This window comes from Chitinophaga sp. 01L420, assembly GCF_056399985.1.
Genome location: NZ_JBFTSK010000033.1, coordinates 46,277 through 63,174, shown reverse-complemented (window position 1 = coordinate 63,174; position 16,898 = coordinate 46,277). Strand labels below are relative to the sequence as shown.

Genomic DNA, 16,898 nt, shown 5'->3' with positions numbered 1-16,898 from the left:
CATTCAGGTAGGAGGTGAAAGTACTGATTTTTCCGGGAACGATTGCGTAAATAAACTTCACGATTAATAAATAGTTCTGTAGACTTGTAATCACACGACACAGAAAAAAACGCTCCTGTTTCAACCAACAAATCACCACGTTTAATCAATAGCGATTAGCACAACCTTTATTTGCCATTTAAATTCACGCCAAACGTTATGAAAAGAATTTACCTTATTTGCTTGCTGCTGTTGGGTTTTAGCGGCTGGGCGATTGCACAGACCCGCACCGTAAARGGGAGGGTGACAGATGCAGCCTCCGGCGATGCACTGCCACTTGTAAGTGTACAGGTGAAAGGAACTACCAGTGGAACCCAAACAGATACACATGGAAATTTTACGCTGCAGGTGTCAGACGGGAAAAAAACGGAACTGTTGTTCAGTTACGTAGGATACGCCCCGGTAACTATAGTAGCGGATAATGTCAATATGACAGTAAAAATGGAATCGAATAATAAAAGACTGGATGAAATTGTAGTAGTAGGGTACGGCATGGTGAAAAAACGCGATCTCACCGGTGCGGTAGTATCCGTAAAAGGGGAGGAGTTGAAAAAAGTGCCTTCCACCAATGTGATGGAAGCGGTGCAGGGAAGACTGCCAGGTGTAGACATTACCCGCAGCAGCGGTGCTGCCGGGGCCAAAGTGAATGTCACTGTAAGAGGTAACCGCTCCATTACTGCAGGCAATGGCCCCTTATATATCGTTGATGGTGTTCAGTATGAAAATATCCAGGATATCAGTCCGAATGATATCCAATCAATGGAAGTGCTGAAAGATGCATCTACTACAGCTATCTATGGTTCGAGAGGCGCCAACGGCGTTATCATGGTCACTACCAAAAGAGGTACAGCCGGCAGACCACGCGTAAATATCAGTTCCTATGCCGGCATATCGGAAGTAAACGGTTATCCCCGCATGAGTAACGGGGAAGAATATACGGCATTGAAACGCGAAGCGAACCGCACCACCGGCAGATGGGCCAGCCCAGCCGATGATTCCAAAATATTCAACGCATTTGAACTGGATGAAATCAAAAATAATATCTGGACAAATTATGCTGACGAGCTTTTGCATAAAGGTTTACAACAGGACTACCAGGCAGGCATCTCCGGAGGGTCAGAAAAAACAAAAGTCTATTTCTCCTTTGATTACTTTAACGAAAAGGGGCTGCTGAAACTGGATGACCTGAAACGCTATGCTACCCGCTTAAACATTGATCAAACCATTAATGATGCGATTAAAGTAGGTGTACAGAGCCAGATCACTTATTATGATCAGAGTGCCCGCCGCGATCCGCTGAATCAGGCCAATAAGTATATTCCGCTGGGTGTTCCCTATGATTCTGCCGGCAACCTCGTATTATTCCCTAACAGCGGGTCCGCTATCAACCCGCTGGCGGATGAACAACCGAATGCCTATCAGAACATTACACGCACTACCCGCACCTTTATCAACGCTTACCTGGAACTTACTCCCTTCAAAGGATTTATGTTCCGGTCTAATTTTGGTGTAACCCTGGAAAATGCGAAACAAGGCATCTTTGCATCTAAAAGCTCCATTGACCGGTCTACTGCATCTACTTCGCGATCCCAGTCCAACAGCAATACCCGCAGGTATCTCAGCTGGGAAAACGTGGCCACCTATAATAAAACGATCGGTGATCACTCCTTCGGGATTACCGGCGTAGCCAGCGTATTGTCAGATCAGCGCGATTCTTCCCTCATGCAGGGAGAAGGACAGCTGCTGCCCTCTCAACTGTATTATGCGCTGCAAAATAGTGTTAGCGGCATCGCTATCCGTAACAGCTACCAGGCCAGTAAACTGATCTCTTTTACAGGCCGTTTGAATTACGCATTCAAAGGGAAATACCTGTTGTCACTCACCGGTCGCTCCGATGGCTCCTCTAAATTAGCACCTGGTAATAAATGGGCTTTCTTCCCATCCGTGGCAGCGGCATGGCGTATCAGTGATGAAAAGTTCATGAAGTCACAAACTTTCCTGAGCGATCTGAAACTGCGAGTGAGCTATGGCATAGCAGGCAATGATGCGGTACCTCCTTACTCCAGCACTGCCTACCTCACTAAAATTCCATTCTCTTTCGATGATACCAATGCCGCCATGGCTTATGCCATCGGTGATCAGGCAGGTAACCTGGGGTTGAAATGGGAACTGTCTACCACTAAAAATATCGGACTCGATTTCGGTATCATTGCCAATAAAATCAGTGGTAGCATCGATTACTATGATACACAAACCAAAGACCTGTTACTGCTGCGTACTTTACCTACTTCCTCCGGTGTGAGCGTTGTAATGCAAAACATTGGTAAAACCCGTAACAGAGGGATTGAAATAGGTATCAACACCACGAATATTGCTACGGCTGATTTCAGGTGGACTTCCAACATCGTGTACTCCCGCAACAAAGAAGAAATCGTGGCACTGGCAGATGGTAGTACCAACGATGTGGCCAACGGCTGGTTCATCGGATCTCCGGTGAAAGTGTATTTCGATCAGCAGAAAATTGGTATCTGGCAAACAGCAGATGCGGGGGAGGCCACGAAATACGGTTACAAACCCGGCGATATCCGCGTGAAAGACCAGGATGGCAATGGAGTTATCAATTCTGCTGACCGCATCATCCTGGGGGCGCAGGTGCCTAAATGGAGTGGTGGCATAAATAACGACTTCCGGTACAAAAATTTTGATCTCAACATTTATGTGTTTGCTCGTATAGGACAGTGGATCAATTCGGAATATGCCGCCAAATTTGATCCGCAGGGCCTGGAAAACAGCGCCCCGCTTAACTACTGGACACCTGAAAATCCGTCCAACGAGTATCCACGCCCGAATGCCAGTCTCTCTAAAGATGGTACGCCGTTTATTAAAACACTGGGTTATAAAGAAGGCTCTTTTGTGAAGATCCGCAATCTATCCCTGGGGTATACCTTCTCCGCTCAGGCGTTGAAACCGCTGCACCTTAGTAGTCTTCGTTTATACGTAACCGGTAAGAACCTCTTTACCTTCAGCAAAATAAAAGATTACGATCCGGAAAGAGGCGGTGATCTGAGCAACCCGCTCACCAAAATGTATGTGGTAGGAATAAATGTTGAGTTTTAATTTTCAAAAAAGCAGTTATGAAACCAAACATAAATAAGTACTTTATCATACTCACCATAGCCGTTGCAAGTCTTGCCAGCTGCAACAAGCAGCTGGAAGAATATAACCCCGGCGGCACCACCACTGATGCGGTATATTCCACGCCGGAAGGATTTGAAACACTGGTAAATGCAGCGTATACCTATAACCGTTGGTGGTATGGAAAGGAAGAAGGATATAGTATGGCAGAAATGGGAACGGATATATGGACCAGTGGTACCGGTGATAAATATCCTGACATCACCAACTACAACAACCTGCAGGCCAGCAATACGGTGATGAGTGGGTTGTGGAAACAATTGTATGCTGCTATCAATCTCTGTAATGCCGGCATCACGCGCATCGATAAAGCCGGTCTTGCAGAAGATAAAAAGAAAATACGCAACGCGGAATTGCATTTCCTCCGGGCCTTTTACTACTGGCATATTGTGGAAACCTGGGGGCCTGTACATTTTACCCTGGAGGAAACCTCCGGTGCCATGACCACTGCTAACCGTACGCCGGTAGAAACTTTTTATAAACAGATTTTTGCTGACCTTGATGTGGCCGTAAATAATCTGCCTGCTACTACTACCGATTATGGCAGGGTTACCAAACCTGCGGCAGAAGCCTTTCTGGCGAGAATGTACCTCACCCGTGGTATGAATCAGCAGGCCGCTGACCTGGCTGATAAAGTAATTAATAACTACACCTATGCGTTATTACCAAAGTATGCGGATCTCTGGCGTATGGATAACCTGCAAAATAAAGAGGTGATCTGGGCAGTTAACTATATGAAAAACCTGGTATTCGATGACCGTACAGATGCAACACTCTTTCCGAACGGGCACTCCCGTGGCGCCAACAATGGTCACCTGATGTTTGCCATGAAGTACGATGATCTGCCGGGGATGCAGCGTGATGTGCTGAACCAGCGTCCGTTTAACCGTTACATGCCTACGTTGTTCCTGTTAAACCTCTTTAATGACAAGGCAGATGCCCGCTACCAGGCTTCTTTCAAGCAGGTATGGCTTTGCAATAATCTTAAAACAGCACCGGCAGGTATGAAGCTGGGAGATACGGCTGTATGTTGTAGTAAGGACGTATTGGCAGCAACAACCAGATACCGGTTATATGATAGAAACGCAGTGTATAATAGTGCAGGTGGCGGCAACGATCGTACACACTATGTATCTCTGCAGAAATTTGATGACCCTACACGGGCATCCCTGAACGAAGAACAAAGTGCCCGCGATGCATTTATTATTCGTCTCGCTGAAATGTACCTGATTGCCGGAGAAGCACAGTTTAAATTAGGCAACGCAGCCAGGGCGGCAGACTACATTAACGTGATCCGCAAACGCGCCGCTATTCCCGGTCAGGAAGCAGCCATGCAAATTACTGCAGCGGATATCAGTCTGGACTTTATCCTCGATGAAAGAGCCAGGGAGCTGGCAGGAGAGCAGCTACGCTGGTTCGACCTGAAACGTAYCGGTAAACTTGCGGAAAGGATTGCGCTCCATAATCCGGACGCCAATAAATATTTCCAGTCGTACCATACCGTGCGGCCTATTCCGCAGGATCAGATTGATGCCGTGACCAATAAGGGAGAGTTTAAGCAGAACGATAAATATAACTAATGAGATATCTACAGATACTACTATTATCATTATTGGGACTGGCACCTGCCGGTCCCAAACCCACTATATTCCTGATCGGGGATTCCACCATGGCAGACAAGCCACTGGCTGATAATCCCGAACGTGGCTGGGGTCAGCTGTTACCAACGTTTTTTGAACCAGGTATGAGCATAAGAAATTATGCTGTGAACGGTCGCAGTACCAAAAGTTTTATTGATGAACACCGTTGGGATACTGTGCTTGCACAACTGCATCCCGGTGATTGGGTGATGATCCAGTTTGGACATAACGATGCTAAAATAAGTGATAGTACCCGCTATGCCGCAGCACAGGGAGCCTATAAAACGAACCTGGAACGCTTTGTAAAAGAAGCCCGCGCCAAAGGAGCAAACCCGGTGCTTATTACACCTGTAGCCCGCCGTAAGTTTACCAATGGTATTCTGGAAGATACCCACGGCGAGTACCCTGCAGTAGTAAGCGCCGTAGCTGCGGCGATGCAGGTTCCGCTACTGGACCTCCAGCAAAGTAGTGCAGCACTGCTGGCACGGGAAGGAGAAACGGGTTCCRTGAAAATGTTTAAAACTACACCTGCCGGACATTATAATTCTCTGCCGCAAGGCATTACAGACAATACCCATTTTTCTGCTTATGGTGCCGCAAAGATAGCCGCACTGATAGCTGGGGAAATCAAATCGAAAAACCTACCGTTGTCGGTCTACCTGAAAAAGACCGCCTTCGAAAATAAATACAGTTACGAACTACCGCTGATCTATGAACCGCATTTCAGGAAGGATACATTCAATATCCTGCGTTATGGTGCTAAAGCAGATGGTATCACGTTGAACAGTAAAAGCATTAATGATGCGATGGCCGCCTGTAGCAACAATGGTGGCGGAGTGGTGCTGATTCCGCCGGGGCTGTGGCTCACAGGGCCACTGGTGTTGCAGAATAATGTTAATCTTCACCTGGCGGCAAATGCCGTATTGCAGTTTACAACCGACTTTGATCAGTATCCGCTTATCTCCACTACCTACGAAGGATTGGCTGCGGTGCGCTGTCAGGCACCCGTTTCCGGCAATAACCTGGAAAATATAGCCATTACCGGTAGTGGTATCCTGGATGGCGGCGGTGATGCGTGGCGAATTGTAAAAAAAGCAAAGCTCACGCAATCGCAGTGGGAGAAATTGGTGGCGTCCGGTGGTTTGACGGGGGAAGACAGTGTTACCTGGTATCCATCCAAATTATCTTATCTGGGTGCTAAAACCAACCAGGCCGGGGTTATTACTGCAGGCAGTAAACCTGCGGACTATGCTGGTATCAAAGATTTCCTGCGTCCTAATATGATCAGTATTTCCGGCTGTAGAAATGTGTTGCTGGAAGGGGTTACTTTCCAAAATTCTCCTGCCTGGTGCCTGCATCCTCTGCTCTGTGAAAATATTACGCTGAGAGGCATTTATGCTAAAAATCCCTGGTACGCTCAAAATGGCGATGGGGTAGACCTGGAGTCATGCAGCTATGCACAGATCCTGGACTGCACTTTTGATGTAGGTGACGATGGCATCTGTATCAAATCCGGCAGGGATGAACAGGGACGTAAACGTGGTAAGCCTACAGAGAACGTGATAGTGCATAACTGTACTGTTTATCATGCACATGGCGGCTTTGTGATAGGCAGTGAAATGTCTGGCGGTGCACGTAACATTTATGTGTCTGATTGTTCTTTCCTGGGTACCGATATAGGGTTGCGGTTTAAAACTGCGCGTGGCCGTGGTGGTGTAGTGGAGAATATTTATGCCGCCGGTATCAACATGAAAGATATTCCGGGAGAAGCCATCCTTTTTGATATGTATTATGCAGCTAAAGATCCGGTGCCATTGTCAGGTGAAAAAAGGGCCGCACCTAAAGTAGAAAAGCTGGCGGTAACAGACGCGACACCACGGTTCCGCAACTTTTACATCAATGATGTGGTATGTAGCGGAGCTAAGAAAGCGGTATTTATCCGTGGCCTGCCGGAAATGCCTGTCGACCATATTTTCCTGCGCAACCTGGTGATAAAGGCGGAGGAAGGGATTAGTTGTCTGGAGGCGGGCAATATACATTTCAGGAATGTCTATCTGCTGACTTCCTCCGGTACGCCTCCTTTGCAAACCCGCAACGTCAACGATATTACACGAGACAGTTGTCATTATCGGGATACTAAAAATAAATCAACGGAAGATCATGCGTTTTAAAAGGAGAATCATCATCGCAGGGCTGTTGTTCATCAATATGCTCACCACGCAGGCCCAAAACGGTGCTGCCGGTATGGCGGCTACGGTCATGCGCATTTGGAAAGACTCACTCGTATTGCATCCTGGTACACCGGTAAAATGGACCTATGATGAAGGCGTAGTATTGGAAGGATTTACCGGGCTATGGAAGCGATTCCATGATCAGCAATATTTCCGGTATATGCAACAGCGTATGGATTTTTTTATAGGAGATAACGGTGATATCCGTACGTACCGGCAGAAAGATTATAACATTGATAATATCAAGAATGGCCGGATCCTGTTGACATTGTATAAAGCTACCGGCAACGACAAATATAAGCTGGCGGCAGGGCAGCTGCGGGAACAGCTGCGCGGGCAACCCCGCACGCATGACGGCGGTTTCTGGCACAAACAACGCTATCCTTACCAGATGTGGTTAGATGGTCTTTACATGGGGGAACCTTTTTATGCAGAATATGCGGCATTGTTTCATGAAGACAGTACCTTCCGCGATATTACCCGGCAGTTTGTGTTGATGGAAACACATGCACGTGATACAGCAACAGGTTTATTGTACCATGCCTGGGATGAATCGCGGGAACAGCGCTGGGCCAATAAAAGCACGGGCCAGTCACCGCATTTCTGGGGCAGAGCTATGGGCTGGTATGCTATGGCGCTCGTAGATGCGCTGGAATATTACCCGGCAGGAGATCCCGGCAGGGACAGTCTGATCGCTATCTTAAATCGTACAGCCGCCGCCGTGAAGAAATACCAGGATGCCGGAACCGGTTGCTGGTTCCAGGTACTGGACAGAGCAGGCAGCAAAGGTAATTATGTGGAAGCATCTGCTTCCTGCATGTTCGTATACGCATTGGCGAAAGGTATCCGCTTGGGGTATCTCCCGGATAGCTACAGGCAGGTGGCTGTAAAAGGCTATGCTGGTATCCTGAAACAGTTTATCCGGAAAAATAAAGAGGGAGATATCACCCTTGGTGGTACCGTCAGCGTAGCGGGACTTGGAGGCGAACCCTATCGTGATGGCAGCTATGAATACTATCTCAGTGAAAAGGTAATTGACAACGATCCAAAAGGCGTAGGTGCGTACCTGTTAGCCGCCAACGAAATGGAAATAATGAGTAAAAAATAATGGTATGAAACTATCCAGAGAAACATTGTCAGGGCTATACGGAAATGAAGCGTTGCAGCTACCTTTAAAGAGCTGCTTCGATCTGCCGGAGAAAGTGCTGCAGTTTGGTACAGGGGTGTTGCTAAGAGGTTTGCCCGATGCTTTCATTGACAAAGCCAACCAGGAAGGCCGTTTCAACGGAAGGGTGGTAGTCGTGAAATCGACCGGCAATGGTAGCACCACTGCTTTTGATGAACAGGATAACCTGTACACGCAGTGTATACGGGGTATTGATGGTGGCCGGAAGGTGGCCGTTAATATCATCAACGCCTCCATCAGCAGGGTATTGAATGCTGCTTCCCAATGGGAGCAGATCCTGGCATGTGCCACGAACCCGCAGATGCAGGTTGTTATTTCCAATACAACTGAAGTGGGAATTGTATATGTGGAGGAGCGTATCCATACCGCACCACCGGCCTCTTTCCCTGCCAAGCTGCTGGCTTTTCTGCACCGGCGCTATCTTCATTTCAACGGAGATGAAACGAGGGGGATGGTTATCATTCCTACGGAGCTGATACCGGATAATGGCAGCCGGCTCAAGGAAATCCTGTTGCAGTTATGCGTCTTCAATGAACTGGATACTGCTTTTACGGACTGGCTGCATAATAGTAGCGATTTTTGTAATTCACTGGTAGACTGTATTGTGCCGGGGGCTTCAGATCTCACACTGGCATATGAAGACGACCTGATGATCATGACAGAGGTGTACCGGCTATGGGCAATTGAAACCAGCAGTGAAAGGGTGAAACAGGTATTGTCTTTCCATGAAGCGGACGCCGGTGTGGTGTTGTCACCGGACATCAACATATTCAGGGAGCTAAAGTTGCGGCTGCTTAACGGTGCCCATACGCTTAGCTGCGGACTGGCTTTCCTGGCCGGTTTGGATACGGTGAAAGCTGCCATGAACCACGAGTCAATGGCCGCATATATAGAAGCGCTGATGATGCAGGAAATTATTCCTGCTATAACGGACCGGCATATACGTCATGATGCAGCGATTCGTTTTGCCGGTGCTGTCCTGGACCGTTTCCGTAATCCTTACATAGATCATCGCTGGTTGAGTATATGCAGTCAGTATACATCTAAATTGAAGATGCGGGTATTGCCGGTATTGTTACGTTATTACGAACGTACCGCACAGGTACCTGCATTGATTTCACTGGGCTTTGCGGCACACCTGCTGTTTATGCGCGGAGATCCTACGTATAGCGTCTCTGATGAATACGCCGGCTGGTACCGGGAACAATGGCAATTACATTCACCGGAAACAGTCGTGAAAAATACACTTGGCAACCAAGCGGTCTGGGGCCATGATCTCACCACCATTACCGGTTTTGAGCAACTGGTGACGGTGATGCTGAAGGCATTACTTGCAGAAGGCCCTGCTGCCTATCTGGCGCGCATTGCAGCAGAAATAACGATATCATAGATTTTTTAAGCAGACAGGTATGAAACAGAAAGTATTAAAGGTGCATCCGCATGACAATGTGTTGGTAGCGCTACAGGATCTGGATAAAGATGATACGGTACAGTATAACGGCACTGTATATACGATGCAGGAAAAGATCCCTGCCAAACATAAATTTGCCGCCAGCTCTTTTGATAAAGGGGATGCCCTGATCATGTATGGGGTACTGGTAGGGCGTGCGCAGACGCCCATTACTGCTGGCAGCAGGATCGCGGTGGAAAATGTACACCACGCGGCCAACGGATACGCACTGGCTGCACAGCGGAAAACAGCATGGCAGGTGCCTGATATCTCCCGGTGGCAGCAAAAAACATTCATGGGATATCACCGGCAGGACGGTAGTGTAGGTACGGCTAATTACTGGCTGGTAATACCATTGGTATTTTGTGAAAACAGGAATATAGAAGTATTGAAAGAAGCCCTGCTAACAGAACTGGGTTATAGTCGTCCCGCAAAATATGCTGCCTTTACACGCTCCCTGGTGGCCCAACAACAAGCCGGTGCAGATGCGGCGGGTATCCTGGAAACAGTATACACAGAGCAGGACGACAGCCAGGAAAATATGCGCCTTTTTGAAAATGTGGATGGCATCAAATTCCTGACCCATGATGGAGGTTGTGGTGGCATCCGGCAGGATGCACAAACGCTTTGCGGTCTGCTGGCAGGATATATTACACATGCTAACGTTGCCGGTGCTACGGTGTTGAGCCTGGGTTGCCAGAATGCGCAAGTCAGCATGTTACAGGAGGAAATTAACAAACGCGATCCGGCGTTTTCGAAACCACTTTATATATTGGATCAGCAACAGACCGGCGCAGAAAGTCTGTTGATCACGCAAGCCATTCGTCAGACTTTCGCAGGACTGATGGAGGCCAATCAATGTACGCGACAACCGGCTCCTTTAAGTAAGCTTTGTATAGGACTGGAGTGCGGCGGCTCCGATGGTTTCTCCGGCATCTCCGCCAATCCCGCCATCGGTTATACTTCTGATTTGCTGGTAGCTTTAGGCGGTTCCGTTGTGCTGGCCGAATTCCCGGAACTATGTGGCGTAGAGCAGGAGATGAGTGATCGTTGCTGTCATGTGGAAGATGCGTCCCGCTTTATTCAGCTCATGCGCACGTACCAGCAACGCGCAGAAGAAGCAGGCTCCGGATTTGATATGAATCCATCTCCCGGAAATATTAAAGATGGCCTCATTACAGATGCCATTAAATCTGCCGGCGCCGCTAAAAAAGGAGGTACCTCTCCGGTAGTAGCAGTATTGGATTATCCGGAAAAAGTACAACAGGCAGGACTTAATTTACTATGTACGCCGGGTAATGATGTGGAGTCCACCACCGCGGAAGTAGGCAGCGGCGCCAATATAGTCCTGTTTACAACTGGACTGGGAACGCCTACCGGCAACCCGATTGTACCAGTAATTAAACTGTCGAGCAACACAAAGTTGTATCAGCGTATGCAGGATATCATCGATATTAACACCGGATCTATTATAGATGGAGAGGAAAGCATTACCGCAGCAGGAGAACGTATACTCGACTACGTTATACAGGTGGCCAGCGGAACCATTACCGCAAAATCCGTGATAAATGGTCAGGATGATTTTATTCCCTGGAAAAGAGGAGTGTCATTGTAATGCTTAAAATATATTATTGATGAGGAAAAAGTTCATGGATGAAAATTTTCTCCTGAATAGCGATGCTGCGGAAAAATTATATCATTATTACGCCAAGGATATGCCGGTGATTGACTACCATTGTCACTTGCCACCCGCGCAGATTGCGGCAGATACACGTTTTCAGAACATCACAGCGGCATGGCTATACGGAGATCACTATAAATGGCGGGCCATGCGCACCAATGGCGTACCGGAAAGTTATTGTACCGGTAATAATACCGACTGGGAGAAGTTCGAAAAATGGGCTGCCACGGTACCGCAAACATTGCGCAATCCCCTGTATCACTGGACACACCTGGAATTACAGCGCTATTTCGGTATTTCAGAAATACTGAATCCTGCATCCGCGGTGCATATTTATGACACCTGTAATCAACTGTTACAAATGCCGGAATACAGTGTGCGTAACCTCTTAAGAAGCAGAAATGTGGCACTGATCTGTACCACCGATGATCCGGCTGATGACCTGCAATACCACCGGCAAATAAAACAGGACGGCTTTGAAATACCCGTGATCCCCGCTTTCCGGCCGGATCAGGCTATGAATGCAGATGATCCGGAGGCATACAATGCTTATCTGCAAAAACTGGAACAGGCAGGCAACTGCAGCATCAATACGTATGATGATTTGCTCCAGGTGTTAAAAGACCGGCATGATTTCTTTGCTGCTCATGGCTGTAAAGTATCTGATCATGGTATTGAGGAAATATATGCGGAGGATTTTACGGAGACAGGCATCAGGCAGATCTTTCTGAAAATACGTGCCCGCAACATGTTGACACTGACAGAAATAAGGCAATTTAAATCCGCGCTGCTGTTAGAACTGGCTATCATGGACTGGGAAACAGGGTGGGTGCAGCAATACCATCTGGGTGCATTACGGAATAATAATTCCCGTATGATGCGCTTGTTGGGACCCGACACCGGCTGGGATTCTATTGGTGATTTTTCGCAGGCACGTGCGTTGGCAAAATTTCTTGATAGATTGGATAGCCAGGATAAGCTCACTAAGACGATCATCTATAACCTGAATCCGGCAGATAATGAACTCATGGCCACCATGATCGGGAACTTCAACGATGGTTCTGTAGCCGGCAAAGTACAGTTTGGCGCCGCCTGGTGGTTCCTGGACCAGAAGGATGGGATGACCAGGCAGCTGAATGCATTGTCCAACATGGGCCTCATTTCCCGCTTTGTAGGTATGCTGACGGACTCCCGGAGCTTTCTCTCTTACCCTCGCCACGAATATTTCCGGCGCCTGCTCTGTGACCTTTTTGGAGAGGAAATAGAACGCGGCGAAATACCGGATAATATAGAAGAGGTAGGGGCGATCATACAGGATATCTGCTATGGCAATGCGAAATCCTATTTCGGCTGGTGAGTAAAGGGGGGAGCGCCTTCGGGAGAGGCTGAAGGTCTTCCCCTTCGACAAGAAAATATTTTTTCAAACCCTGCTGACATAGGGTTGTCACACCCCCTTGTTTTCTTTGTACTGTAAACAAATAAAAATACAGTTTTATGGAAAACAACACATTAACGGCAACTGCACCTGCAACCCATGTAATTCTGAATCCACAACAACTCCTGGCGCACTGGCAGGGGCATCGGGATCTTACCCGCAGGTTGATTGAGAAATATCCGGCTGATAAGCTGTTTAGCTACAGTGTAGGCGGAATGCGTCCTTTGTCCGTACTGGCGATGGAAGTATTGGGCATTGCTTCTGCCGGCGTGCACGGCTTTGCTACTGATGGCGACTGGAAAACTATGGACGAATTGCTGCAACATACCGGTTTAACCAAGCCAACCACCAAAGAAGGGTTATTACAGTTGTGGGATGTGGTAACAGAGCAGATCAACGAATACTGGCCTACAATAGCTACGCAGGATTTTCAGAGACAAATGAAGGCGTTTGGCCAGTATGACGGCACCGTGACTAGTCTGCTTTTTTACTTTATTGATAATGAAATTCATCACCGCGGACAAGCATATGTATATCTCCGCACCCTGGATATTGAACCCCCGTTTTTCTGGGATAGACACTAGTCTTATCTCGCAGCATTGAACTTCTCCCGGTATTCAGAAGGTGTCATTCCCACGGTTTTGCGGAAGACCTTTCTGAATGCTTTGGGGTCGTTATAACCCGAATTAAAGATCACCTCCATCATTTGCTGTCCGGTTTGTTCGAGCAGTTTTTTGGCGGCCTCAATACGGGTGAGCTGCAGGTATTCAATAGGTGTGACACCTGTTACCTGTTTAAATCGTCTGACAATATTTCTGCGGCTGGAAGGAATGTCTTTGATCATTTCCTCGATGGTACCAACGTCCTGATAGCTGGTTTCAATTTTTTGCTGGGCGGAGGCCACCAGGTCGTCGTGATGATTGCGGGTAGGCTGGAACGTGCTGAAATAGGATTGTTTGTCCCTGCCCATATCAATGGCAAATATTTTGGCTGTTCTCACGGCGATCTCGATGCCACAATGTATTTCCAGCAARTGGAGTAACAGGTGGAAGGTAGAAGTAGCACCACCACTGGTATAGATGCCGGAATCATGGGTAACGGTTTTATCTGATAGCAGGTTTACCGCCGGAAATGCTGTTGTAAAATCTTTACAGGCATCCACATGTGTAGTCGCAATTTTTCCATCCAGTAAACCGGATGCTCCCAGTAAAAATGCGCCTGTACAGAAGCTGGCTAACTCTGCACCGCTTTTATATTGTTGTTTTAACCAGGGMAGATATTCCCTGTTGGCAACAATAGACTGTTTCAGGTCATCTGTAGTAAAAGAGGGGATGAGTACCAGGTTAAAAGTAGTGGCAACACTTATTTCTTCTGAAAGATAATCGGGGAAAGCAGCTGCGAGATGTGCGGTATCGGCGGTGTAAACAAGACTGATGATAAATGGTGTTGAATGCCCGTTTTTATAGTAAATCTTATTGACGGTTTCGAGCACATCTGTAATCGCCGCAAGGCTCAGAAGCTTGTAGTGGCGCATAAGCAGGATCCCTATCTTGATCATATGGTTTTCAGTTTTGAATTAACTACTCAAACATAACGTTTTTGTCGCAAATACCCCCTAAGATTGGCTTTATCAGCATCTTTCATTCAGGGGATTATCTGCTATCTTACAAAGAGTTTGAATACCAAAAATAAAAATTATATGGAAACTGCAAGCAACAGGATGCTAGGCATTCTTTCACTGTTTGATCTGCAAACAGGTCTTTACCCTAAGGCACTGTTTGGATTATCTGATTCGGATGCGCACAAGCGTCTGGACACCGCTGCTAATCACGTGGCCTGGCTCGCCGGTAGCCTGGTTCAACAACGATTTGATCTGGCTGGCTTTTTTAAGGTGGATATAAAATCATCCTCCGATAACCTGTTTAACAAAAATCAGGGTATAAAGGACGGTGTAACCTATCCCTCACTGGATGTATATCAGAAAGATTGGGAAAAAATCACCCCCATATTAAGGGCGGAATTGGTGAAAGCAACAGATGAACAACTGGACAGTATGCTGAGTTTTCCGGAAATGAAAATGTCTTTTCCACTATGGGAAATGGTAACGTTTTCCATTTACCGGGAAGCCAACTGCATAGGTCAAATCGCCTTGTGGCGGCGACTATTGGGGTATCCCGGTATAAACTATATGTAATTTAAATTTTTTACGGAATGGTAGAAGTCTTTGTAACAAACGTTAAACGGGTAGCTGCTGCAAAAGAAATTGTAGCGCTGCTGTTAGAGAATTTCCCGGATAGTAAAATAAATTTTGACCTGGAAGATCGTGATAAAGTATTGAGGGTAGAAGGAGACAATTTCCAGCCGGGAAAAGTAATGATGCTGGTAAATGAAACCGGTTTTCATTGCCAGGTAATGGAAGGTTAAGTATCCGGCTCTACAGCGCCGGATACTTTTTTTATTTAATAAAGTGGGTTCTGACTCAGTCCGGGATTGATATCACGCTCACTCTGCGGCACCGGCCACAGGTAGTTTTTCTTGATATCAAAAGTACGTTGCTCCACCAGGATGCGTTCCGTTCCCAATGTTAGTTTACCTGTAGTGGCATCCACATTGCCCAGTCTTGCACCATACGCGGTACCATTCATCACCTTATCACCAATTTCCCAGCGTTGTACATCAAACCAACGCAGCCCTTCCATCGCCAGCTCCACGCGTCTTTCCCGGCGTACCAGCTCCCGGAGTTTGGTTTGTGTATTGTAAATAGCTCTGTTTACCACCGGCATACCAGCTCTTGTTCTTACAGCATCCAGCGCAGTGTACATGGTATTGTCCAACTGATTGAGTTCTATTTTAGCCTCTGCCTGCGATAACAATACCTCTGCATAACGAATGGCGATAATGTTTAAGCCAGCATTCCACATATCTGCATAATCACTGAGGTCGGTGGTGAACTTCCTTACCAGGTAACCACTCTTTGAATTGCCATAAGGGGAATAGTAATCGGAAGAGGATTCGTTGATAGGATTGTAATAACTACCATTGTACATCGCACCCGGATATATAATGGTAGCGGCTAAACGCGGATCCCTGTTGTTATACGGATCATCGGCATTGTATCCGGAGGTGGCATCGTCAATGGTTTTGCCGTTTTTCATTTCATAGGCATCTACCAGTCCCTGTAACGGGTTAATAGAACACCAGCCTCCGGAAGATGCTGGTGGCATCACCCCCAATGATTCAAATGGCACATCGTTTTCTTTATACTGCACATCCAGTATCACCTCCGAATTGTTTTTATGCTGAATGCGGAACAGGTCGCCGTATACCGGGTATAGTTTGTAAGTGCCTGTGGCAATAATAGCGTTACATGCAGCAATACATACATCGTATTGTTTGGTAAATAATGCCATCCTGGCTTTCAGGGCTAACGCAGCGCCGCTGGTAATGCGGCCCACATCGTTGCCGGTGTAGCTGGCAGGTAAATCAGGCACGACAGCGGTCAGTTCATCCAGTATAAATTTTACAACATCTGCTTTAGCAGTGCGCTTTGAGCTATTGGCTTCTGCAGGGGTGATATTGGTGGTAATCAGCGGTACATCTCCATATAACTGCGTTAAAATAAAATACTGGTAAGCCCTTAAAAAGCGTGCTTCTCCCTTCATACGGGCCCGCAATTTATCATCCATTTTGGCTTTGTCTACACCCGACAGGAACCAGTTACATTTTTGGATGACGTTAAAGCTCCAGCGTTGATCACCCGTATTATTAGCCGTAAGATTTCCGCTGCCTAATACGGTATAACCTTCCCATGGATAAGGGTTGTAGGCATTATCTGATCCACAGTCGAGGTATATCAGGTGCAGCCCGGATTCCCAATCTTTATAGCAGCCGTTGATTGCTGCCAACGCATCTTTATCGGATCCCCAGAGCGAAGATTCACTGTAGCCATCCAAAGGCTGTTTTTCCAGGAAATTCTTTTTGCACGCAGTCATTGCGACCGTTCCGGAAAGGAATATATAGAGAAATGTTTTTTTCATGATG

12 protein-coding genes are annotated in these 16,898 nt (G+C 47.1%); 10 read left to right on the top strand and 2 right to left on the bottom strand.

The genetic code is table 11. From position 1 onward, the window contains the following. Positions 1-198 precede the first annotated feature (198 nt). From AC1DP6_RS25660 to AC1DP6_RS25625, 8 genes are all read left to right on the top strand, one after another. The gene (locus AC1DP6_RS25660; protein WP_477057400.1) at positions 199-3,156 is read left to right on the top strand and encodes a SusC/RagA family TonB-linked outer membrane protein; all 2,958 of its coding nucleotides are present in this window, start codon (positions 199-201) and stop codon (positions 3,154-3,156) included. Between the two features lie 17 nt (positions 3,157-3,173). Next, positions 3,174-4,814 (top strand): RagB/SusD family nutrient uptake outer membrane protein, encoded by a 1,641-nt coding sequence (locus tag AC1DP6_RS25655; protein ID WP_477057399.1) that lies wholly within the window; start codon positions 3,174-3,176, stop codon positions 4,812-4,814. After that, positions 4,814-7,045 (top strand): glycosyl hydrolase family 28 protein, encoded by a 2,232-nt coding sequence (locus AC1DP6_RS25650; RefSeq protein ID WP_477057398.1) that lies wholly within the window; start codon positions 4,814-4,816, stop codon positions 7,043-7,045. The genes AC1DP6_RS25655 and AC1DP6_RS25650 overlap by 1 nt, the downstream gene beginning before the upstream one ends. After that, positions 7,035-8,213, top strand: a complete 1,179-nt coding sequence (locus AC1DP6_RS25645) for a glycoside hydrolase family 88/105 protein (protein ID WP_477057397.1) — start codon at positions 7,035-7,037, stop codon at positions 8,211-8,213. The genes AC1DP6_RS25650 and AC1DP6_RS25645 overlap by 11 nt, the downstream gene beginning before the upstream one ends. 4 nt (positions 8,214-8,217) lie before the next feature. Next, a complete protein-coding gene (locus tag AC1DP6_RS25640) occupies positions 8,218-9,681 on the top strand; it encodes a tagaturonate reductase (protein WP_477057396.1) in 1,464 nt (487 codons plus the stop codon). A gap of 19 nt (positions 9,682-9,700) precedes the next feature. After that, positions 9,701-11,356, top strand: coding sequence for a UxaA family hydrolase (locus AC1DP6_RS25635; protein ID WP_477057395.1), 1,656 nt, complete (start codon positions 9,701-9,703; stop codon positions 11,354-11,356). 19 nt (positions 11,357-11,375) lie between these two features. Then, positions 11,376-12,779, top strand: coding sequence for a glucuronate isomerase (gene uxaC, locus AC1DP6_RS25630; RefSeq protein ID WP_477057394.1), 1,404 nt, complete (start codon positions 11,376-11,378; stop codon positions 12,777-12,779). Between the two features lie 137 nt (positions 12,780-12,916). Beyond that, complete coding sequence (locus AC1DP6_RS25625; protein WP_477057393.1) at positions 12,917-13,441, top strand: DinB family protein; 525 nt, start codon at positions 12,917-12,919, stop codon at positions 13,439-13,441. Positions 13,442-13,443: 2 nt separating this feature from the next. Here AC1DP6_RS25625 and AC1DP6_RS25620 read toward each other — a convergent pair whose 3' ends face one another. After that, entirely contained in the window at positions 13,444-14,415 is a 972-nt protein-coding gene (locus AC1DP6_RS25620; RefSeq protein ID WP_477057392.1) for a GlxA family transcriptional regulator, read from the bottom strand. Positions 14,416-14,556: 141 nt separating this feature from the next. Between AC1DP6_RS25620 and AC1DP6_RS25615 the strand changes: the two genes are divergently transcribed. Together AC1DP6_RS25615 and AC1DP6_RS25610 are read left to right on the top strand one after the other, a co-directional pair. Continuing rightward, complete coding sequence (locus AC1DP6_RS25615) at positions 14,557-15,051, top strand: DinB family protein (protein WP_477057391.1); 495 nt, start codon at positions 14,557-14,559, stop codon at positions 15,049-15,051. Between the two features lie 17 nt (positions 15,052-15,068). Next, entirely contained in the window at positions 15,069-15,281 is a 213-nt protein-coding gene (locus tag AC1DP6_RS25610) for a hypothetical protein (protein WP_441576086.1), read from the top strand. A 35-nt stretch (positions 15,282-15,316) separates the two neighbouring features. On the opposite strand, the gene AC1DP6_RS25605 is transcribed toward AC1DP6_RS25610, so the two are convergent. Next, on the bottom strand, positions 15,317-16,894 hold the full coding sequence (locus tag AC1DP6_RS25605) for a RagB/SusD family nutrient uptake outer membrane protein (protein WP_477057390.1): 1,578 nt from the start codon (positions 16,892-16,894) through the stop codon (positions 15,317-15,319). Between the last annotated feature and the right edge of the window lie 4 nt (positions 16,895-16,898).